18 protein-coding genes are annotated in these 21332 nt (G+C 65.5%); 6 read left to right on the top strand and 12 right to left on the bottom strand.

Translation table 11 applies throughout. The features are described 5' to 3' along the window. Positions 1–4: 4 nt before the first annotated feature. The 8 genes from C4K40_RS05720 to C4K40_RS05685 all read right to left on the bottom strand — a co-directional run bounded on the left by C4K40_RS05720 (position 5) and on the right by C4K40_RS05685 (position 9443). Positions 5–1006, bottom strand: coding sequence for a PleD family two-component system response regulator (locus C4K40_RS05720; protein ID WP_053134414.1), 1002 nt, complete (start codon positions 1004–1006; stop codon positions 5–7). 48 nt (positions 1007–1054) lie between these two features. Then, a complete protein-coding gene (locus C4K40_RS05715) occupies positions 1055–2065 on the bottom strand; it encodes a chemotaxis response regulator protein-glutamate methylesterase (RefSeq protein ID WP_053134412.1) in 1011 nt (336 codons plus the stop codon). Further along, positions 2062–4404, bottom strand: a complete 2343-nt coding sequence (locus tag C4K40_RS05710; protein WP_053134410.1) for a hybrid sensor histidine kinase/response regulator — start codon at positions 4402–4404, stop codon at positions 2062–2064. Before C4K40_RS05710 ends, C4K40_RS05715 begins: the two co-directional genes overlap by 4 nt. Then, positions 4401–5087: a chemotaxis protein CheW gene (locus tag C4K40_RS05705; protein WP_053134408.1), complete on the bottom strand. Its 687-nt coding sequence runs from the start codon at positions 5085–5087 to the stop codon at positions 4401–4403. Before C4K40_RS05705 ends, C4K40_RS05710 begins: the two co-directional genes overlap by 4 nt. Next, a complete protein-coding gene (locus tag C4K40_RS05700; RefSeq protein ID WP_053134405.1) occupies positions 5084–6358 on the bottom strand; it encodes a protein-glutamate O-methyltransferase CheR in 1275 nt (424 codons plus the stop codon). Before C4K40_RS05700 ends, C4K40_RS05705 begins: the two co-directional genes overlap by 4 nt. Next, positions 6355–6891, bottom strand: a complete 537-nt coding sequence (locus tag C4K40_RS05695) for a chemotaxis protein CheW (protein ID WP_053134403.1) — start codon at positions 6889–6891, stop codon at positions 6355–6357. Before C4K40_RS05695 ends, C4K40_RS05700 begins: the two co-directional genes overlap by 4 nt. After that, complete coding sequence (locus tag C4K40_RS05690; RefSeq protein ID WP_371263479.1) at positions 6891–8453, bottom strand: methyl-accepting chemotaxis protein; 1563 nt, start codon at positions 8451–8453, stop codon at positions 6891–6893. The genes C4K40_RS05695 and C4K40_RS05690 overlap by 1 nt, the downstream gene beginning before the upstream one ends. A 264-nt stretch (positions 8454–8717) precedes the next feature. Continuing rightward, positions 8718–9443, bottom strand: coding sequence for a tellurite resistance TerB family protein (locus C4K40_RS05685; RefSeq protein ID WP_022642532.1), 726 nt, complete (start codon positions 9441–9443; stop codon positions 8718–8720). A 232-nt stretch (positions 9444–9675) separates the two neighbouring features. Here C4K40_RS05685 and C4K40_RS05680 point away from each other — a divergent pair, with 232 nt between their 5' ends. The 4 genes from C4K40_RS05680 (at position 9676) to C4K40_RS05665 (ending at position 13060) form a co-directional block, all read left to right on the top strand. Then, entirely contained in the window at positions 9676–10125 is a 450-nt protein-coding gene (locus C4K40_RS05680; protein ID WP_022642531.1) for a hypothetical protein, read from the top strand. Next, positions 10118–11134: a hypothetical protein gene (locus C4K40_RS05675; protein ID WP_053134394.1), complete on the top strand. Its 1017-nt coding sequence runs from the start codon at positions 10118–10120 to the stop codon at positions 11132–11134. Before C4K40_RS05680 ends, C4K40_RS05675 begins: the two co-directional genes overlap by 8 nt. A gap of 133 nt (positions 11135–11267) precedes the next feature. After that, positions 11268–11864, top strand: coding sequence for a TetR/AcrR family transcriptional regulator (locus C4K40_RS05670; RefSeq protein ID WP_022642529.1), 597 nt, complete (start codon positions 11268–11270; stop codon positions 11862–11864). Between the two features lie 2 nt (positions 11865–11866). Next, on the top strand, positions 11867–13060 hold the full coding sequence (locus C4K40_RS05665) for a DUF418 domain-containing protein (protein WP_053134391.1): 1194 nt from the start codon (positions 11867–11869) through the stop codon (positions 13058–13060). Here C4K40_RS05665 and C4K40_RS05660 read toward each other — a convergent pair. Then, positions 13057–13590: a GNAT family N-acetyltransferase gene (locus C4K40_RS05660; RefSeq protein ID WP_053134388.1), complete on the bottom strand. Its 534-nt coding sequence runs from the start codon at positions 13588–13590 to the stop codon at positions 13057–13059. The genes C4K40_RS05665 and C4K40_RS05660 overlap by 4 nt on opposite strands. 200 nt (positions 13591–13790) lie before the next feature. Here C4K40_RS05660 and C4K40_RS05655 point away from each other — a divergent pair, with 200 nt between their 5' ends. Further along, a complete protein-coding gene (locus tag C4K40_RS05655; protein ID WP_031320959.1) occupies positions 13791–15416 on the top strand; it encodes a glucan biosynthesis protein D in 1626 nt (541 codons plus the stop codon). A 65-nt stretch (positions 15417–15481) separates the two neighbouring features. On the opposite strand, the gene C4K40_RS05650 is transcribed toward C4K40_RS05655, so the two are convergent. The 3 genes from C4K40_RS05650 to C4K40_RS05640 all read right to left on the bottom strand — a co-directional run bounded on the left by C4K40_RS05650 (position 15482) and on the right by C4K40_RS05640 (position 19359). Next, complete coding sequence (locus C4K40_RS05650; RefSeq protein WP_053134386.1) at positions 15482–16588, bottom strand: NADH:flavin oxidoreductase/NADH oxidase; 1107 nt, start codon at positions 16586–16588, stop codon at positions 15482–15484. A gap of 301 nt (positions 16589–16889) precedes the next feature. Further along, positions 16890–18599 carry a single-stranded-DNA-specific exonuclease RecJ gene (gene recJ, locus C4K40_RS05645; protein ID WP_022642524.1) on the bottom strand — a complete coding sequence of 570 codons (1710 nt, stop codon included), beginning with the start codon at positions 18597–18599 and terminating at the stop codon, positions 16890–16892. A 217-nt stretch (positions 18600–18816) separates the two neighbouring features. Continuing rightward, on the bottom strand, positions 18817–19359 hold the full coding sequence (locus C4K40_RS05640; RefSeq protein WP_022642523.1) for a YaeQ family protein: 543 nt from the start codon (positions 19357–19359) through the stop codon (positions 18817–18819). A gap of 218 nt (positions 19360–19577) precedes the next feature. Here C4K40_RS05640 and C4K40_RS05635 point away from each other — a divergent pair, with 218 nt between their 5' ends. Further along, a complete protein-coding gene (locus C4K40_RS05635; protein WP_053134383.1) occupies positions 19578–21314 on the top strand; it encodes a hypothetical protein in 1737 nt (578 codons plus the stop codon). The last annotated feature ends 18 nt before the right edge of the window (positions 21315–21332 follow it).

Genomic DNA, 21332 nt, shown 5'->3' with positions numbered 1-21332 from the left:
GCGGTTACTCGATCCCCACCTGATTGCGCCCATTGTTCTTGGCCAGATAGAGGCCCTTGTCCGCCGCCGAGATCAGCTGCCGGCAATGGCTGTTGGGCTGCGGAGTCATGGTCGACAGGCCGATGCTGATGGTCAGGCTGGCCCCTTCCACCGGCGCGATATGGGGGATTTTCAAGGCCTCGACGGTCTGGCGCAGCTTCTCGGCCACCAGGCGCGCACCACCCGGCGAGGTATTGGGCAGCACCAGCACGAACTCCTCGCCGCCGTAGCGCGCCGGCAGGTCGGATGGCCGGCTGCTGGCCTCGCGGATCGCCGCGGCCACCTTGCGCAGGGCTTCGTCGCCCTCCAGGTGGCCGAAGGTATCGTTGTAGGTCTTGAAGTAGTCGACGTCGATCATCAGCAGCGACAGCTGGGTCTGCTCACGCATGGCCCGGCGCCATTCCAGCTCCAGGTACTCGTCGAAGTGCCGACGGTTGGACAGCCCGGTCAGGCCGTCGGAGTTCATCAGCCGCTGCAGCACCAGGTTGGTGTCCAGCAGCTGTTGCTGGCTGACCCGTAGCGCCCGGTAGGCGGCATCCCGCTGCAACAGGGTCATGTAGGAACGCGAGTGATAGCGGATGCGTGCCACCAGCTCGATGTTGTCCGGCAGCTTGACCAGGTAGTCGTTGGCCCCGGCGGCGAAGGCCGCGCTCTTGATCAGCGGGTCTTCCTTGGTGGACAGGACGATGATCGGGATGTTCTGGGTCGCCGGGTGGTTGCGGTACTCGCGCACCAGGGTCAGGCCGTCCAGGCCCGGCATCACCAGGTCCTGGAGGATCACCGTGGGCTTGATGCGGATCGCCTGGGCAATGGCCTGGTGTGGATCGGCGCAGAAGTGGAAGTCGATATTTTCCTCATTCGCCAACCCACGCCGAACCGCCTCGCCGATCATGGCCTGGTCGTCCACCAGCAACACCATGGCGGCGTTTTCGTCGGTCTTGAATTCGTCGAGCTGTAAATCATTCATGGGTTGTCACCTGAAGTGCTACCTGGCCAGGACAGCTGCGTTTATCAGTCATTTGGCGAATATCTCCAGCAAACGTGGAGCGATCTTGTCCAGTGGGCGAATCTCTGCGGCGGCGCCGATGGCAGCGGCCGCCTTGGGCATGCCATACACCGCGCTGCTGTTCTGGTCCTGAGCGATGGTCAGATAACCCTGATCGCGCATCAGCTTCAAGCCCTGGGCGCCATCTCGGCCCATGCCCGTCAGCAACACGCCCACCGCATCGCCATTCCAGTAACTGGCGACACTTTCAAAAAATACGTCGATGGAGGGTCGGTATATCTCGTTCACCGGCTCGGCGGTATAGGCCAGCGTGCCGTTCTTCAACAGGCGGATGTGATGGTTGGTGCCCGCCAGCAGCACCGTGCCGCTTTGTGGCGGCTCCCCTTCCCGGGCCAGGCGCACTGGCAACCCCGATGCACTGCTGAGCCACTCGGCCATGCCCGCGGCGAACACCTGGTCGACATGCTGGACCAGCACGATGGCGGCGGGAAAGTCCTTTGGCAAGCCCTTGAGCAACACTTCCAGGGCTGCCGGCCCGCCGGCCGAGGAACCGATGGCCACCAGGCTGCGACGCGCCGCACCGTTGCGCAGGGGTTGCGGCGCGGAACGCACGCGACTGCCACTCTGGCCGATCAGCCAGCCAATATTGAGGATCTTGCGCAGCAACGGCGCCGCCGCCTCCTGGGCGTTGCCCGCCCCCACCGCCGGCGTGTCGACCACATCCAGGGCGCCGTGGCCCATGGCCTCGAACACCCGATGCACGTTCTGCTGGCGGTCGACGGTGACAATGACGATGGCGCAAGGCGACTCGGCCATGATCCGCCGCGTGGCCTCGACCCCGTCCATCACCGGCATGATCAGGTCCATCAGGATCAGGTCCGGGGTCAGCTCGGCGCAGTACTGCACCGCTTCCGCCCCGTTGGTGGCGACCCAGACCACCTCATGGCTGGGATCGAAGGCCAGCGCCCGGCGCAACGCCTCCACCGCCATGGGTATGTCATTGACTATCGCTATCTTCACGCCCGCGCTCCTCCAATCAGTTCCACCACCGCATCCAGCAGGGCGTCGTCATGGAAACTGGCCTTGGCTAGATAATAGTCGGCACCGGCATCCAGTCCACGGCGCCGGTCTTCCTCACGATCCTTGTAGGACACCACCATCACCGGCAACGACTGCAGGCGATTGTCGCGACGCAGCAGCGTGACCAGTTCGATCCCATCCATGCGCGGCATGTCGATGTCGGTGATCAGCAGGTCGAAGCTTTCCGAGCGCAGGGCATTCCAGCCGTCCATGCCGTCCACGGCCACGGCCACGTCGTAGCCGCGATTGATCAGCAGCTTGCGCTGCAGTTCGCGCACCGTCAGCGAGTCGTCGACCACCAGGATCCGCTTGCGCGCGGCCTGGGCATGTTGCTGGTGATGCCGGGCGATGCGCTCCAGGCGACCGGTGTCGAGCAGCTTGTCCACCGAGCGCAGCATGTCCTCGACATCGACGATCAACGCCACCCGGCCGTCATCCAGCAGGGCACCGGCGGAAATGTCCTGGATCTTGCCCAGGCGCTCGTCCAGCGGCAGCACCACCAGGGTCCGCTCGCCGATGAAGCGCTCCACGGCGATGCCGTACACCGCCTCGCGCTCGCGGATCACCACCACCTTCAAGGTAGCCGCGCCATCCTGGGTCGCCGGCCGCTGCAACAGCTGGCTGGCGGCTACCAGGCCGACATGCCGGCCCTCGTGCCAGAAATGCTGGCGCCCCTCCACCTGGACGATGTCCTCCGGCTCCAGGTCGCGCATGCGCTCGATATGGGCCAGCGGGAAGGCATAGGCTTCGCCCCCCACCTCCACCACCAGGCTGCGCACCACCGACAGGGTCAACGGCACCTCAAGGTGGAAGCGACTGCCTTGGCCGCTGACCTGCTCCAACACCACCGCCCCACGCAGCTGGCGCACCATGTGCTGCACCGCATCCAGGCCGACGCCCCGGCCGGAAACCTCCGTGACCTTGTCCCGCAGGCTGAAACCCGGCAGGAACAGGAACGTCAGCAACTCCTCCTCGCTGAGCTGGGCGGCAGTCTCGGCCGGCGATAGATGACGCTCGACGATACTCAGGCGCAAGCGCTCCAGGTCCACGCCATGCCCGTCGTCGCTCAACTCCAGCACCAGCAACCCGGCCTGGTGCGAGGCCCGCAGGCGAATCACCCCCTCGGCCGGCTTGCCCGCCAGCAAGCGCTGCTCGGGCAGTTCGATGCCGTGGTCGACGGCATTGCGCAACAGATGGGTCAGCGGTGCTTCGAGCTTTTCCAGCACGTCGCGGTCGACCTGGGTCTTTTCACCCTCGATCTCCAGGCGCACCTGCTTGCCCAGGCTGCGCCCCAAGTCCCGGACCATGCGGGCCTGGCCGCCCAACACATCGGCGAAGGGCCGCATCCGGCAGGCCAGGGCCGTGTCGTAGAGCACCTGGGCGCGCTGGCTCGCCTGCCAGCCGAACTCATCGAGCTCGGCGGTCTTTTCCGCCAGCAGCTGCTGGGACTCGGCCAGCAACCGCCGCGCATCCGCCAGGGCCTCCTGGGCCTCAAGGCCCAGGGCATGCTCCTTCAGATGCAGGTTGAGGTTCTCCAGGGCCGCCAGGCTGTTGTTCTGGATCCGCTTGAGACGCTGCATGGTGGCCAGGTACGGCTTGAGCCGCTGGGTTTCCACCAGGGATTTGCTGGACAGATCCAGCAGGCTGTTGAGCCGTTCGGCGGTGACCCGCAGTACCCGCTCACCGCCATCGGTGACCCGTCGGCCACGGCGCAGGCCCGGGACTGGTTCCTGGGCTGGATCGTCAGGCGCCTGCGCTTCAGGCTCGAGATCGGCCAGCGTCGGCGCAGGCTCCGGCATCTGCAGCCTGGGCTCGAGCAACAGTTCCGGCAGGCCAGCAGCAACAGGCGCCGGCACGCCTGGCGCTGCCAGCTGCGGCGCGCCAGGGCCCTGGGTCAACAAGCGCTCCATCAGCGCCACATAGGCCTGGATATCCGGGGCCGCCAGTTCGGCACCGCCTGGAGTGGCGACGCGCATCAGCAGGTCGGTGCCCTGGAGCAAGGCGTCGATGTGCTCGGGTTGCAGATAAAGGCGCCCTTCCTGGGCACTGACCAGGCAATCCTCCATGACATGGGCGACGCTGACACCGGCATCGATCCCGACGATCCGGGCCGCGCCCTTGAGGGAGTGGGCCGCACGCATGCAGGCCTCCAGCTGGTCGGCCTGGGTCGGGTTGCGCTCCAGGGCCAGCAACCCGGCGCTGAGCACCTGGGTCTGAGCCTCGGCTTCCAGGCTGAACAGCTCCAGCAGCGAGGCGTCGCGCATTTGATCGGGGGTCATGTCAGGCTCCGGGTCACGGCCGAGAGCAATTGCTCTTCATCCAGCAAGCGCAAGCTGCGTCCTTGCCATTGCAACACGCCACGGGTGTATTTGGCATTGGCCTGGTCACCGGACGCCGAAGCGTTGTCGAGGATGCGTTCCTCGATGGCATGGATGCCATGCACCTCGTCCACCGGCACCACCACCGGGCCGCCTTCGGCACCGATGATCAGCATCCGCGGCATCACCCGGGCACTGGAGGCTATCGCCGGCGTGCTGTCGAGCCCCAGCAACTCGGTCAACGACAGGCAGGCCACCAACGCCCCGCGGACATTGGCCACCCCCAGCAAGGCTCGTGAACGCTGGTGCGGCAGGGAATGGATCGCCTGTTGCGGCGCCACTTCCAACAGACAGCGGGTAGGCAACCCCAGCCATTCCTCGCCAAGACGGAACATCAGCAGCGAGCGGCTGGCCACATCGCTGTCGGTTTCCTCGGCCACCGAGCGCTCACGGTCCTGCTGGCGCAACGAATAACGGTCCAGCAGGCGCGTGGCGGCAGCCGAATACACCGAACAGTTGCGGCAATGGATGTGCTCGGCCAGCAGAGGGCAGGACTTGTCGCCATGGATGCCGATGCGGTTCCAGCAGTCATCGATGGCCTGCGCATCTTCACGGGTCACGTCCAATGAATAGGGATGGCTCATCGTTTCAACTCACTGTCGGCGGTGCGCGAGCTACGGGCCGCGCGATCCTGCAAGCGTTGGGCGCCAGCCGCATCGCCCTGGGAGGCCAGCAACGCCGCCAGGTGGGCCAGGGCCTCGGGGTGCTGCGGCTCCAGGTACAAGGCCTTGCGATAGAAACCCTGGGCCTCCATGGCGTTGCCGGAAACATCGCTGAGCAGGCCCAGCCAGTAGAACACCTGGGCCGCCGGCTCATGCTCGCGCAGATAGCGCTCGCAAGCGGCGCGGGCCTCGGCGCTCTTGCCCTCGTTGGCCAGCGTGGCGATGCTGGCCAGCAAGCTGGCGGCATCGCTGGCGGGCCGCGCGGGCTCCACCGCCGGCAAGGACGCCAGGCGGCTGGCGAAAGGGCGCTGGCGCGGCGCCGGCGGCACGATATTGCGAGACGGAATCGGCAGTGGCGGCGGCATGGGTTGCGCCAGCACCGGTACCGGCTCGGGTTCGTTGTGGCGCCTGAAGGCGAAGGACTGGGGAATGCCGATCGAGCGCATGCCCAGGCGCCCCAGCAGGCTGCCCTCGGCCGGTCCGATGAACAGCACGCCCTCCTCGTGGGTGAGGCGCTTGAGCACCTCGAACACCTGACGCTGGGTCGGCTGGTCGAAATAGATCAGCAGGTTGCGGCAAAAGACGAAGTCGAAGGCCGGCTCGGCGGCCAGCAACCCTGGCTCCATCACGTTGCCCACTTGCAGGCGCACCTGCTCGCGCACCCTCTCGCTCAGGCGATAGCGCTCGTCCTCGGCGACGAAATGCCGCTCACGAAAGCCGATGTCCTGGCCACGGAAGGAGTTCTTGCCGTAGACCGCGCTCCTGGCGCGCTCCACCGACAACGGACTGACGTCCAGGCCATCGACCTTGAACTGATGGGGCGCCAGGCCGCCGTCCAGCAGGGCCATGGCGATCGAATAGGGCTCCTCGCCGGTGGAACAGGGCAGGCTCAACAGGCGCAGGGCACGCATGCCCTTGAGTTGGGCCAGGCGCGCGGTGGCCAGCTTGACCAGGGTGGAGAAGGATTCCGGGTAACGGAAGAACCAGGTCTCGGGAACGATCACCGCCTCGATCAGGGCCTGCTGCTCTTCCCGCGAGCCCTGCAACCGCTGCCAGTACTCGTCGCTGCCATGGATATGCAAGGCGTTGCAGCGCTGGCGCAGCGCCCGCTCGATGATCGCCGGCCCCACGGAGGCGACATCCAGGCCGATGCGTTCCTTGAGGAAATCGAAGAACCGTTGTTCGCCGCTCATCGAAGCTCCTCGAGCGCGGCCGGGTCCAGCGGCGGATTGGGAAACAGCAAGTCGCGGACCGGCGCGCCCAGCAGGTCGTCGACCCGTACCCACTGCAACAGGCCCTGCTCATCCTCCAGCACCGGCCCCAGGTAGGGCGCCTGGGAGTTGTCCAGGCCATAGGGCTGGAACCGCGCCGGATCGCAGCGCAGGGTGTCGTTGGCCTGCTCCAGCAACAGCCCCAGCACCCGGGCCGGCTGTCCGGCATCGCCGTGATAGTGCACCAGCACCAACCGCGTGCTGGTGCGCTGCTGTGCCGGACGGCCGAAGGTCAGCTGGCACAAATCGATGACCGGGACCACCACGCCACGATAGGCGAAGACCCCCGCCACCCAGGCCGGGGCCTGGGCAATGGGCTTGAGCTGCAGGCGCGGCAACACCTCCACTACGTCCACGGCGCGCAGCGCATAACGCTCGTCGCCGATGCGAAAGACCAGGAACAAGACGCTCTTGGCCCCGGCAGCGCCATGGCGCTTGTGCGCGAGCTCGTCCATCAGACTTTGAAACGCGAAACGCCGCCACGCAGGCCCACGGCCACCTGGCTCAGCTCATCGATGGCGAAGCTGGCCTGGCGCAGGGACTCGACGGTCTGGCTGCTGGCATCGCCCAACTGCACCAGTGCGTGGTTGATCTGCTCGGCGCCTGTGGCCTGGGCCTGCATGCCCTCGTTGACCATCAGCACCCGCGGCGCCAGGGCCTGGACCTGGTGGATGATCTGCGACAGCTGCTCGCCCACCTGCTGCACTTCGGCCATGCCGCGCCGGACCTCTTCGGAGAACTTGTCCATGCCCATGACACCCGCCGACACCGCCGACTGGATCTCGCGAACCATCTGCTCGATGTCATAGGTCGCGACCGCCGTCTGGTCCGCCAGGCGCCGCACTTCAGTGGCCACCACGGCAAAACCGCGCCCGTACTCGCCGGCCTTCTCCGCTTCGATAGCGGCGTTGAGCGACAGCAAGTTGGTCTGGTCGGCGACCTTGACGATGGTCACCACCACTTGGTTGATGTTGCCGGCCTTCTCGTTGAGGATCGCCAGCTTGGCATTCACCAGGTCCGCCGCACCCATCACCGAGTGCATGGTGTCTTCCATCCGCGCCAACCCCTGCTGGCCCGAGCCGGCGAGCACCGAGGCCTGGTCGGCGGCGCTGGAGACTTCGGTCATGGTGCGCACCAGGTCCCGCGAGGTGGCGGCGATTTCCCGAGAGGTGGCGCCGATCTCGGTGGTAGTTGCTGCGGTCTCGGTGGCCGTGGCTTGTTGCTGCTTGGACGTGGCGGCGATCTCGGTCACCGAGGTGGTGACCTGCACCGACGAGCGCTGGGCCTGGGATACCAGGGCCGCAAGTTCGCTCATCATGTCGTTGAAGCCGGTTTCCACCGCGCCGAATTCGTCCTTGCGCTCCAGGTTCAAGCGACCGCTCAAGTCGCCGGTGCGCATGATTTCCAGGATGTCGACGATACGGTTCATCGGCGACATGATCGCCCGCATCAGCAACAGGCCGCACAGGCCGGCCGCCAGGATCGCCACCAGCAGCGAAACCCCCATGCTGACCTTGGCGGCAAGCACCGCGTCATCGATCTGCGCAGCGGCCGAATCGGCCACGCCCTTGTTCTCTTCGATGATGTCGTTGAGCTTCATCCGGCCGGCAACCCAGGTGGGGGTCATTTGTTCATTGAACAGGCGGATGGCTTCAGCGGTCTGGTTGCGCCGATGCAGGTCCAGGATCGTGGCCAGGATATTGAGCAGGCTCTGGTGGTAGTTCTCGAAATCGTTGAACTCCTTCAGGTCGCTCTCGCTACGAATGCTGTCCTTGTAGCCGGCCATGTACTGCTGCAGGCGCTGCTCGAAAGCCTTGTAGTCGGCATCGTCCTGGGCGGTGACGCCCTTGCTCTGGTTCAAGCCGAGGATGGCCTGGGTGCGCAGGTAGTTGTCGACCCACGAGCCACGGATCATCGAACTGAAATAGACCCCCGGGATGGCATCGGAACGCATGCGCTCCTCTCCGGCCTCGATCTTCAACAGCCGCGAGTACGAGACGACGACCATCAGCAGCATGATGGTGATGATCACCGCAAAGCTCGCCAAAATGCGTTGGCGCAACGTCCAGTTCTTCACAGCCAGCCCTCGAACCCATTCAAAAATGGGGGGAGTATAGCCGAGGACGATCCGGGTTTTATGGGTGGTTTAACGACACAGGCAGGACTTTTGCTCAATGGGTTCAGCCGCTCTGGATAGCGGCATTGCGCAGCCCCATCCGCCCTGATCGGGCATTTCGGCAAATTCCCCAGGCAGAACCGCCATCCCTGGCCGTTCGCTGCCTCAGGCCACGCCTTGGTGCGCCTGTCGCTCCAGCTCGGCCTTGAGCCCCGGTGCCAACTGCAGTTGGCGCGCCAGCTCCTCCAGGTAGGCCTTTTCCATGAAGTGCTGGTCATCCACCAACAGCAGGCTGGCCAGGTACATCTCGGCGGCCATTTCCGGGGTACTGGCGGCCCGGGCCACATCCGCCGGGTCCAGCGGTTTGTTCAGTTCAGCGTGCAGCCAGCGCTGCAACTGCGGATCGTCGTCCAGCTTGCTGAACTCGCCTTCGATCAGCGTCCGCTCGCGCTCATCCACATGGCCGTCGGCCTTGGCCGCCGCCACCAGAGCCTTGAGGATCGCCTGGCTGTGCTGTTCGGCTTGCTGCGCCGGCAGGCGATCGAGGGTCTGCGGCTCATTGCCCGGTGCGCCAGCCTGTTGCGCCTGCCAGTTGCCGTAGGCCTTGTAGGCCAGCACCCCGAGCGCGGCCAGGCCACCATAAGCCAGCGCCTTGCCGCCGAAGTTGCGGGCCTTCTTGTTGCCCAACAACAAGCCCATGGCCCCAGCGGCCAGCGCACCGCCACCAGCCCCGGAAAGCAAGCCGCCCAGGTTGCCGGTCTTGCCGCCAAGCAAGGCGCCCAGGCCCACCGGATCGCCCTGGGGCTTGGCTTGCGGGCTCGCCCCCGCCTTGTTCTGCAAAAGCTCCTGGCCCGACTTCAAGAGTTGGTCGAGCAAGCCACGGGTATTCATCTGCCACCTCCCAAGAAAAACGAGTGCACGTCGACACCTAAGGTTGCAAGCCTAGAGAGAAGTGCCCGGGTCCTGGGGGCGATAATGCTTCTGGATGTTGCGTACGCCAGCTCTTGCCAGCAGCGCTTTGCCGCGCTGGATTAGCGCCTGGAGTTACGGCACTATCCGCCGCCATGAACCTTTGGTGCCCTTGAACGGCCCTCCCAGACACCTCCGGCAGTAAGGACGTGCCATGTCTCGTCATACCCCCATCAAGACCTCGCTGGACCGCCAGCGAGCCCGCCGCCTGAACCACGACCAGGGCAACCGCGACCAGGTCGTACGCATCGGCCTCGGCCTGGCGGTCCACTCGCTGCCGGTACTGCTGTTCTACCTGGCCCATGCCTGGGGCATCCCGTTGTACCGCAAACTGGTCAACCCGGCGGTGGTGGAGCCGATGGCGCAATTCTCGTTCTTCCTGCTGATCCTGGTCAGCGCCCTGCTGGCCTTGCTGCCCGGCCGGAAGTTCAAGCTGGGCCTGGTGGCCGCCCTGGTGCTGTTCAATATCTGGGCGCTGTTTCCCGAGAACCCGATACGCGGCTACGTCTACTGCTTCCTGAGCTCAGTGCCACCGCTGCTGGCCATCTGGCTGACCCAAAGGCTGTGCCAACGCTTCGAGCGCCTGGAGCTGGCCCATGCTTGAGCACAAATACAGCCTGGCCACCCTGGGCCTGGTGCTCGCCTGCGCTGCCCAAGGCCTTCGCGCCGAACCGGTGGCGTGCCCATCCGCGGACCTGTCGACTTTCGCCCAGGCCTTTGCCAGCAGCCCCGAGCTGCAGCAAGCGTTCAGCCGCTCGCCCATGGTCGAGCAACGCGTGGTCTATGACGAACGGGGCCGGGCAATCACCACCCGACACAAGCGCGAAGGCGCCGAGCGTCCGCAACTGACCCTGCTCGCCCCCCAGGCCCAGGCCTGGAGCGGCCTGCAAACCTTCTGGGAAGGCGAGACCCTGGTCGTGCACGACGCCCAGGGCGATGTGGTCCAGGCCTTCGTGTTCGAGAAGGACAGCTGCTGGCAACTGGTCCGGGTGGAGCAATGGTCCATGGGCGACCTGCTGGACCAGAAGGCGACGCCCGGCGAGACCGAGGTCCAGCGCCAGGTACGCAAGGCCGAGCTGTTCCTGGACTACGGTGCCCGCGAGCAGTATCCGCTGACCGCTTATTTCTTCGAACTGGGCCAGCGCATCTTGCTGGATGCCGCCCGCCACGGTTCGGCCAATGCCGCAGTACAAGCGGTGAGCCTGGGATACTCGGGCATGGCCCCGGAACTCAAGCCAGGGGAGCCGGAGGAGTTGCTGCTGCCCTACGCCCAGAGCGACGCCGAGGCCGCCTTGATGCTGTCCATGTACTACTGCGACCCGCACGCCAATGGCCCGGAAGAAGGCTGCCAGGACCCGGTCAAGGCCGAAGCGGTAGTCATGCAGGCACTGCGCAAGCTGGATGCAGGCGTGCTCTACAACACCCTCGGCAGCGCACTGGCCAGCGGACGCTGGGGCACCAGGGACCCGGACCGGGCCGTGGCCTGCTACCAGCAAGCGCTGCAACGCGACTACCTGCCCAGCCTCTCGCCCCTGACCTGGAGCACCAGCCAGGGCCAACTGCCCAAGCAGCCAGTCCAGTGCCTGCCGGAACCGGCGCGGCAGCAAGGCTGAACGACTTCGAAACCGGGATCAGGCCGATGCCGGTGTCGACCCTCATTGACGCTTTTTAACAAGAATTACATTGCCCGGATCCTGCGTGCCTGAGTTAATTGAGTGACTGCTCAATTAACTAAAAGGCCATTGGATGCGTCCTGCCAACCTTGCGCAACGCGAAGCCCGGTGCAACGCCCTGCTCGATGCCGCCGCCCGCTGTTTCGCCGAAAGCGGCTATGCCGCCACCCGCACCGCGGACATCTGCCTGCGGGCCGATATGAGTGCCGGCAACCTGTTTCACTACTTTCCCAGCAAGCAAGCGCTGCTATTGGCGTTGATCACCCGTGAAGGCCAGGAAATCCAGCAGGCCATGGACCAGCTGCTGCTGGAACAGGCACCGCTCTCGGCCCTGCTGGGGTTTCTCCAGCATGTCTGCCAGCTGGCCGAAGATCCGCACTACACCGGCCTGGCACTGGAAATCGCCGCCCTCAGCCATCGCGACCTGGACATCGCATGGCACGCACGGCACAACGACCTGGTGCTGCGCGACGGCCTGGCGGCGCTGGTACGCCAGGCCAGCGCACAAGGCCTGACCCGGCCCCAACTGTGCCCCGAGCAGGCCGCCACCTGGCTGGCCGCGCTGATCGACGGGCTGTTCACCCGCATTGCCGTCGACCCGCAGTTCTCGCCCCAGGCCCAGGCTCCGGTCTTGAGGCAACTGGCCCTACACCTGCTGCAGGGAGATTGAACATGGCCCAACCCCAGAACCTGGCACCGCCCCGCCTGCAACATGTGGACGCCCTGCGTGGATTCGCCCTGCTGGGCATCCTGGCGGTGAACATCTGGTCCTTCGCCGACCCCTACTACGCTTCGCCGACCAGCAACCCGGCCTACTCCAGCGCCCTCGATCACTTGGTGCGCTGGCTGGTGTCGGTCTTCTTCGAGGCCAAGTTCTACCTGCTGTTCTCCTTCCTGTTCGGCTACAGCTTCACCTTGCAGATGAGCTCCGCCGAACGTTCGGGGGCGTCCTTCGTGCCGCGCATGTTGCGCCGGCAACTGGCCCTGCTGGTCATCGGCCTGGTGCACGGCGCGCTGCTGTTCTATGGCGAGATCCTCTCGCTGTATGCCTTGCTCGGGTTGATCCTGCTGGCGCTGCGCGGACTATCGGCCAAGTCGGCGGCGGTACTGGCGCTGCTGCTGGTCATCGCCAGCACGCTGATGTTCCTGCTATTGGGGGGCGAACTGCTGGAGATCGGCCTCTACACCGGCAAGGCCGACGGCGAATCGCTGCTCAAGGACCTGGCCTTGGGCGGCACTGCGCTGGAGACCCTGGTCTACAACGCTTCGCACCTGCTGGACACCGCCTCGGCCCTGTGGTTGCTGCAAGGGCCCAGCACCCTGGCGATGTTCCTGCTGGGCTACGTGGCCGGGCGCAAGGAACTGCTGGTGGCGCCCTATCGCTTTGCGTCCCGGCTGCCATGGCTGCTGGCGTGCACCCTGCCCCTGGGCCTGGGCGGCGCCATGCTCTATGGCTACTGGGCCGCCTATGCCCCCGGTGGTGGCCTGGAATTGATCGGCTATGGCCTCAGCCAGTTGACTGCGCCGCTGCTCTCGGCCAGCTACGCCATGCTGCTGCTCAAGGCCTTCGACTCACCCCTGGGCCAGCGCCTGTGCCGGCACCTGGCGCCCCTGGGGCGCATGTCCCTGAGCAACTACCTGTTGCAATCGCTGATCCTTTGCCTGCTGTTCACCGGTTACGGGCTGGGGCTGGTCAACCATTTGCCACCGCTGGCCTTGCCGCTGGTGGTGATCGCCATCTACCTGGTGCAGATGCAACTCAGTGCCCTGTGGCTGCGCCACCACCAGTACGGCCCTTGCGAATGGCTGCTGCGCGCGGTGACCATCGGCGCCTGGCCAAACTGGAGCAAACCCCGCCAGGCCTAGGCCAGGCGCAGGTACAGGTGAATGTCCTCGGGCTCCAGGCGCAACAGCTCCGGGTCCGGGACGTCCAGCAACTGGCAACCCAGGCCCTGGTAGAAATCCACCGTATGCCGCGACGGCGTGGCCGACACGTACAGGCCCTGGCCGCCCATGGCCAGGGCCTGCTTCCGGGCCAGGGCGAACAACTGCCGGCCCAGGCCATGACCGCGCCAGCCCTGGCTCACATGCAAGAACTTCAGTTGGCGCAGGTCCAGCCCGGCGTTGGCGATCGGCAGGCAATCCACCACCGCCGCCGCCACCAACCGGGTGTCGTCGAAGACCCCGTGCAGCCAGCCGCCGCGCTGGTAACACTGCTGCAAGATCACTTCGTCATGCTCGGCTTCCCCGGCTGGCCACCCGGTCACCACTTCATGCTGGGCATAACGCACCAGCCCCCCATCCTGCAGGCGGTAAAACTCGTCGATGAGCTCGGCGCGGTCGATGGTCTTGAGCAGGGCGATATCGTCTTCGACAAGTGGTCGCAGGCGCAGCATGGGGCAATTTCCTAGGGCTGGTTAAGTCGTTACCTATGGACACAAGCTAATCATTTTTCTGCCCCGGGCGAACCGATTATTCTACGCAGCATCTGTTTAAGGTCAGACGGGTTCGGCCAACGGCTTGGCCGGACCTCATCCACGCGATCCCCCGAGCGGCCAAGAACGGCTGCGGATCTTTCCCTGTACAAGGCTTAACCATGCATCGTAGGAATCTCCTCAAAGCGTCCATGGCCCTGGCGGCCTATACCGGCCTGTCGGCCAGTGGCCTGCTGGCAGCCCGAGCCTGGGCCGGTACCGGTGCCGCCGATGGCGAGGCACAGGCATTCGACTTCGAGCGCCTCAAGACCCAGGCCAGGCAGCTGGCCGCCAAGCAGTACGTGGACACCAAGCAGGTGCTGCCGCCGACCTTGGCGCAGATGACCCCGCAGGACTTCAACGCTATCCAGTACGACGCCAAGCATTCGCTGTGGAATGAGCTCAACGGCCAGCTGGATGTGCAGTTCTTCCATGTCGGCATGGGCTTTCGCCAGCCGGTGCGCATGCACAGCGTCGACCCCAAAACCCGCCTGTCGCGGGAGGTGCACTTCCGTCCGCCGCTGTTCAACTACCAGAACACCCGCGTCGACACCGCGCAGCTCAAGGGCGACCTGGGTTTCGCCGGGTTCAAGCTGTTCAAGGCGCCGGAGCTGGATAAACACGACGTGGTGTCGTTCCTCGGCGCCAGCTACTTCCGCGCCGTGGACGCCACCGGCCAGTACGGCCTCTCGGCCCGGGGCCTGGCCATCGATACCTACGCCAAGCATCGCGAGGAATTCCCCGACTTCACCCAGTTCTGGTTCGAGACCCCGGACAAGGACAGCACCCGCTTCGTGGTCTATGCCCTGCTGGACTCGCCGAGCGCCACCGGCGCCTATCGCTTCGACATCGACTGCCAGGCCGAGCGCGTGGTGATGGAAGTCGACGCCCACGTCAATGCGCGTACCGCCATCGAGCAACTGGGCATCGCACCGATGACCAGCATGTTCAGCTGCGGCACCCACGAGCGCCGCATGTGCGACACCATCCACCCGCAGATCCACGACTCCGACCGCCTGGCCATGTGGCGCGGCAACGGCGAATGGATCTGCCGGCCGTTGAACAACCCGGCGACCCTGCAATTCAACGCCTTCGCCGACAAGGACCCGAAAGGCTTCGGCCTGGTGCAGACCGACCATGACTTTGCCAGTTACCAGGACACCGTGGACTGGTACAGCCGTCGCCCGAGCCTGTGGGTCGAACCCACCACCGCCTGGGGCGAGGGCAGCGTCGACCTCTTGGAGATCCCCACCACCGGCGAGACCATGGACAACATCGTGGCCTTCTGGACGCCGAAGAAACCGGTGGCCGCCGGCGACTCGCTGAACTACGGCTACAAGCTCTACTGGAGCGCCCTGCCACCGGTGGGCACGCCCCTGGCGCGGGTCCACGCCACCCGTTCGGGCATGGGCGGCTTCGTCGAGGGGTGGGCTCCGGGCGAACACTATCCGCCTGTCTGGGCGCGGCGCTTCGCCGTGGACTTCACCGGCGGCGGCCTCGATCGCCTGCCGGCGGGCACCGGCATCGAGCCGGTGGTCACCGCCTCCAACGGCCAGGTCAAGGACTTCAGCGTACTGGTGCTGGACGAGATCAAGGGCTACCGCATCCTCTTCGACTGGTACCCCACCAACGACAGCGTGGACCCGGTGGAACTGCGGCTGTTCATCCGCACCAACGACCGCACCCTGAGCGAGACCTGGCTGTACCAGTACTTCCCGCCGGCCCCGGAGAAACGCAAGTACCCTTGATACTCTACCGGTGAGATGCCCTCTACAACCTCCTTGACTGGCCGGTTTTTCTTGCCTGCAAACGGTCAGTCCCGCAGGTCCGATTCGTGGATCGGCTGGTCCCTGTGGGTCGCCCGCTGGTACTGCGCCGGCCAGGTGGCGTTGCGCCCGCCCAGGTCGTCGTCGGCATGCAGCGGCCAGTAGGGATCGCGCAGCAGCTCCCGGGCCAGCAGGATGATGTCCGCCTGGCAGGTACGCAGGATGTGCTCGGCCTGGGCCGGCTCGGTGATCATGCCCACGGTGCCGGTGGCGATTCCCGACTCCTTGCGCACCCGCTCGGCGAAGCGCGTCTGGTAGCCGGGGCCGGTGGGGATCTCGGCATTGGCCGCCGTACCGCCGGACGACACGTCGATCAGGTCCACTCCCAGGTCCTTGAGGCGCCTGGCCAGTTCCACGGTTTCGTCGGGGTTCCAGCCGTCTTCCACCCAATCGGTGGCCGAGACCCGCACGAACAGCGGCAGCTCCTGCGGCCAGACCTGGCGCACCGCCTCGGTCACCTCCAGTACCAGGCGGATGCGGTTCTCGAACGAACCACCGTAGCTGTCCTGGCGCTGGTTGCTCAGGGGCGAAAGAAACTGGTGCAGCAGATAGCCGTGGGCGGCGTGCACTTCCACCACCTTGAAGCCGGCCTCCAGGGCCCGCTTGGCAGCGGCGACGAAGGCCTGGACGACGTCGGCGATCTGTTGCTCGTCCAGTGGCGCCGGTGGCGTGTGCTGCGGGTCGAAGGCGATCCGCGACGGCCCTACCGGCACCCAGCCCCCGTCCTCGGGCTTGACGCTGCCGGACTTGCCGAGCCAGGGCCGGTGGGTGCTGGCCTTGCGCCCGGCGTGGGCCAGCTGGATGCCGGCGACGGCGCCCTGGGCACTGATGAAACGGGTGATGCGGCGCAAGGGTTCGATCTGGTCGTCGTTCCACAGCCCCAGGTCCTGGGCGGTGATCCGGCCGTCGGCGGTGACCGCCGTGGCCTCGGTGAAGATCAGCCCGGCGCCGCCCACGGCACGGCTGCCCAAGTGCACCAGATGCCAGTCATTGGCCAGCCCGTCCACCGACGAGTACTGGCACATGGGCGACACGGCAATGCGGTTGATCAAGGTCAGTTGACGCAGGGTATAGGGTTCAAGCAGCAGACTCATGGGGCACCTCTCGGTCAGTGGTCAGGCTCCAGGGATCTGTTTGAACGGTCGACGAGTGACTGCGAAGTTGAAGCGCCCGCCCCCGCGGGAAGAGAAAAGGACAAAACGTCACAAGGCCAATCAGACAGTCCTAACAGACTAGTCGACAACATTGGCCGAAGCAGGGTTCCTGATCGCTCGCCGAGCGAATACCCCAGGCAGTGCTCCATCTAGCCACTGCCGCAGGCTGCGCATGACCGCACAGCGGGCTTGTGCGACCGCTGCGCGACCGGTCGCAGGCTCGGCAGTGGCTACAGGTGCGTCAGCGGGGCTCGATGTGGGCGATCATCAGTTGCACGGTTTCCTGGCCACGGAACTCGTTGAGGTCGAGCTTGTAGGCCAGCTCCACCCAGCGAATGGTCGGGTTGGGCCAGACTTCGCGATCGATGCCGAAGGCGATGCCGTCCAGCTTCAGCGAACCGCATTCACTGCGCAGCACCACCTTCAGGTGGCGTTCGCCGACGATGCGCTGCTCCACCAGCTCGAACACCCCATGGAACATCGGCTCGGGGAAGTGCTGGCCCCAGGGTCCGGCGTGGCGCAGGGCGCGGGCCAGTTCCAGGTGGAATTCCTCCACGGCCAGGGTACCGTCCGACAGCAGGCGCCCGGTGAGGTCTTCCTCGTTGAGCTGGCGCCGCACCTCATCATCGAAAGCCTCGGCGAAGGCCGGGAAGTTCTGCTCCGGCAGCGACAGGCCGGCGGCCATGGCGTGGCCACCGAACTTGCTGATCAGTTGTGGATGACGGGCGGCCACCGCGTCCAGGGCATCACGGATATGGAACCCCGGCACCGAACGTGCAGAGCCCTTGAGCATGCCGTCGCCAGCGTCGGCAAAAGCGATGGTTGGCCGGTGGTAACGCTCCTTCAGGCGCGAGGCGAGGATCCCGATCACCCCCTGGTGCCAGTCGGCATCGAACAGGCACAGGCCGAACGGCATCGATTCCACCGGCAGCTCCTTGAGCTGGGCCAGGGCTTCACGCTGCATGCCCTGCTCGATGGACTTGCGGTCCTGGTTCAGCTCATCGAGCTGGGCGGCCATGGCCCGCGCCGCCGACGCATCGTCGCTGAGCAGGCACTCGATACCCAGGCTCATGTCGTCCAAGCGCCCGGCGGCGTTCAGCCGAGGCCCGAGGATGAACCCCAGGTCGGTGGAGGTGATGCGTGAATGGTCGCGCTTGGCCACTTCCAGGATCGCCTTGAGCCCCGGCCGGGCGCGACCGGCGCGAATCCGCTCCAGGCCCTGGTGCACCAGGATGCGGTTGTTGGCATCCAGCGGCACCACGTCCGCCACGCTACCCAGGGCCACCAGGTCCAGCAGCTCGCCGATATTCGGCTGCGGCCGGCTCTCGTAGCGGCCCAGGCTGCGCAGCCGCGCGCGCAGCGCCATCAGCACATAGAAGATCACCCCGACCCCGGCCAGGGCCTTGCTGGGAAACTCGCAGCCCGGCTGGTTGGGGTTGACGATGGCGTCCGCCGCAGGCAGTTCCGGGCCCGGCAAGTGGTGGTCGGTGACCAATACCTGCAAGCCCGCGGCCTTGGCCGCGGCCACGCCATCGACGCTGGAGATGCCGTTGTCCACGGTGATCAGCAACTGCGGCTGGCGCTGCAGGGCCACCGCGACGATTTCCGGAGTCAGGCCATAGCCGTACTCGAAGCGGTTGGGCACCAGGTAGTCGACATGGGCCGCGCCCAGCAGGCGCAGGCCCAGCAAGCCGACGGTACTGGCGGTAGCGCCGTCGGCGTCGAAGTCGCCGACGATGAGGATGCGCTGGCGCAGGTCCAGGGCGGTCACCAGCAGGTCCACCGCGGCATCGATGCCCTTGAGCTGCTGGAACGGGATCAGCCGTGCCAGGCTCTTGTCCAGCTCATCCACCGTCTGCACGCCTCGGGCGGCGTAGAGACGGGTCAGCAACGGCGGCAGGTCGCCGAGAAAGGGCAGGACGGCGGGCAACTCACGGGGTTCGATACGCATGGGCTAACGACAGCTTCTCTTGGATACGGTGGATCGATCAGGAACGGGGACGAAGGCTTAGCAGGCCGTTGAAAAACGTAGACGAGGCAGCCAGCGCAAGGCAAAAACAGGCGAAAAAGCACAGTTTACGAGTGGTAAATGAGCATTTTGACCGGGCTGGCGCACCAGCTTGTTTTTAACGCAGCGATGGCAACGCAGATAGTTTTTCAACGGTCTGTTAGCCGCGATCGCCCAATAGCCACTCCAACTGCACTTCATGCTGGCCGCGATCGTCGGTGACGAAGATGGTGCCTTCGCTGATCATCACGTCCCACTTGATCACCCGTGGCATGTCCTTGGCCAGGGTCTCCAGCACGTCCTGGGGCACACCGGCGATGTTGAGGTTCTTCAGGTTCTTCACCGCGTCCACCACCCGGGTCTGCCAGACCCGCAGGCTGCCGTAGGCCAGGAGGCTGGTGCGCTCGGTACGACGCGAGCACCAGGTCAGGCGCTCGGCGTCCGGCTGGCCGACTTCGATCCAGTGCAGCACGCGGTCATCCAGGCTCTTTTCCCACAGCGCCGGCTCATCCACATCCGACAGGCCGCGCCCGAACGACAGCTGCTCGTTGTACCAGAAGGCATAGGCCAACAGGCGCACGGTCATGCGCTCTTCGGTTTCCGAAGGGTGGCGGGCGATGGTCTGCTTGACGCTTTCGTAGACCCCGCGGTCGAGGTCGGTCAGGTTCAGTTCGAATTTGTAGGTGGTGGACGGCTGGGCCATGTGCGGGCTTCTTGAGTATGCGAAAAGGCGGCAAGTCTAACCCGAAACCCGCCGCCCTGCCCGACCGCTGGCCCGTTGCCCGGCTCCAGGGCGCCGCTCACCCAGATGCGCGGCCTGGGTAAAGTCGGTTGCCAGGCCCGCCCCACGGCTTTATAACCCCCCGCGAGTCGGCAGGCGCGCTCCGCGCCAGAGCCGTAGCCCAGTAGAAAAGGAAGTCCATGACCCTCTTTGTCACCCTGCTTGTCATCGTGCTGATGTTCATCGCACTGATCTTGTACACCCGCCAGAAACTCGCGAAATACAACCAAGGCCTGCCAGAAACTGGCGAGATCAGCGCCCAGATCAGCCAGACCCTGCTGCTGAGCAAGGCCGAACCGCTGCTGGCGCTGAAACTGGCAGAACGCCTGCCTGGCGAGGCCCAGCTACTGGCCTTGCAACTGGTGACCAGCGAACTCTATCTGGCAGGAGAAAAAGCCCAGGCCCGGAAGGTATACGAGCAACTGCCGCCTCACGCCCAGGAATACGCCCTCAATACCCTGGTCGAAACACTGCTCGACACTGGCCAGACCCAGGCGTGCCTGGAACTGTTGGATGCCTGGGAGGAGTCCCTGCCCAGCTGGCCGCTGCTGCAAGCCCAGATACTCCAGGCCCGTGGCGAACAAGACCAGGCCCTGGTACTGCTCCAGGAACTGAGCGATCCACGACAGCCTGCCGCTCACGAACGCCAGAGCGTCGGCAACCTGCTGGTGCTCGCTCGCTTGCTGCATCAGGCCGGCCAGCAGGATGCCGCACTGGCCAGCCTCGAACAGGCCTGGACGGCGTTCACGGAGTCCGATGAAAGTTATCGCCAGAGCGTACTGCGCAGCCTGTTCGATGCGTGTGCGGCCCAAGGCCGGTTCGACTCGATCCTCACCCGGGCCGCAGCATTGCCCGCAGAAGAGCAGGCCCAGGCAATCGCCGCGCTGATCGGTGCCGGCCAACTGGACTCGGCCCTCGGCCTGTTGGCGGCACTGGGCGACGACCTCTACTACACCACGTACAGCGAACTGATGGACCTGGCCCTGGCCCGGCCGTCGATCGACGATGCCGTGCGCCTGCTGGATAGCGTCCCGGACCTGCATCGTCATGGCCTGCTGCTGACCCTGTTGAACCATCTGGCCGCCCAAGGCCGGATGGCCGAAGCCGAAACCATGCTCCAGACCCTGGAGACAGAGCCGAGCCAGCATCCGGGACTGATGCTCACTCTCTGCGAGCAGCACCATGCTGCACAACCGCAATGGAGCGAATCCTTGCTGGCCAAGGCCCTGCAACAGATCGATGGCTACCGGGACGACCACGACTTCTGGAGCGGCATGCGCATGCAGGCCCTGCAGACGCAGTTGCAGATCCAAAGCCGCCTGCCGGCCCATCGCCGGGACAGCTGGTTGGTGCGTAGCGGCCTGGAGGAAATGCACAAGCTGCGCCAGCAGCAAGAAGGCGAGCAGCAACTGCTCTGCCTTCGCGAACAGACCAGCCTGCTGCACGCCCTGGGCCAGACCCCACAGGCCAGGATCTTGCTGGAACAGGCCCTGGAGCTGCTGGACAGCGACAGCCTGCCGGAGCTGGACGAGATGGATAAGACCTTCTACCTGGAGGATATCGCCAGCGCCTACCTGGATATCGACGAGGTGCAGCAGGCCCAAGCCCTGCAAGACCGCCTGAACGCCCTGGAGGCCGGTAGCCGGACCCTGGAAGAAGACCTGCTGCTCAACCACATCGAGCACCAGCGCTTTGCCGAAGCCATCGAGGCCCTGAACCTGAGCACCCTGCTCAGCGACAAGAAGCCCCTGTCACGCTTGTATCAAGCCCTTGAGGAGCTGCACCAGCGCTCCCCGGAGCGGGCCAGCGAACTCCAGCAACAGTTGATGGAGCGGTTTTCCAGCGGGTTGGCCTGGCGCCCCTCCCAGACGAGCTGACCGACAAGCTCCCGCTGC

The organism is Pseudomonas sp. CMR5c (assembly GCF_003850545.1).
GTDB classification, from domain to species: Bacteria; Pseudomonadota; Gammaproteobacteria; order Pseudomonadales; family Pseudomonadaceae; genus Aquipseudomonas; species Aquipseudomonas piscis.
The sequence above is the reverse complement of the archived record's forward strand: the minus strand, read 5'-3'. Positions and strand labels throughout refer to the sequence as shown.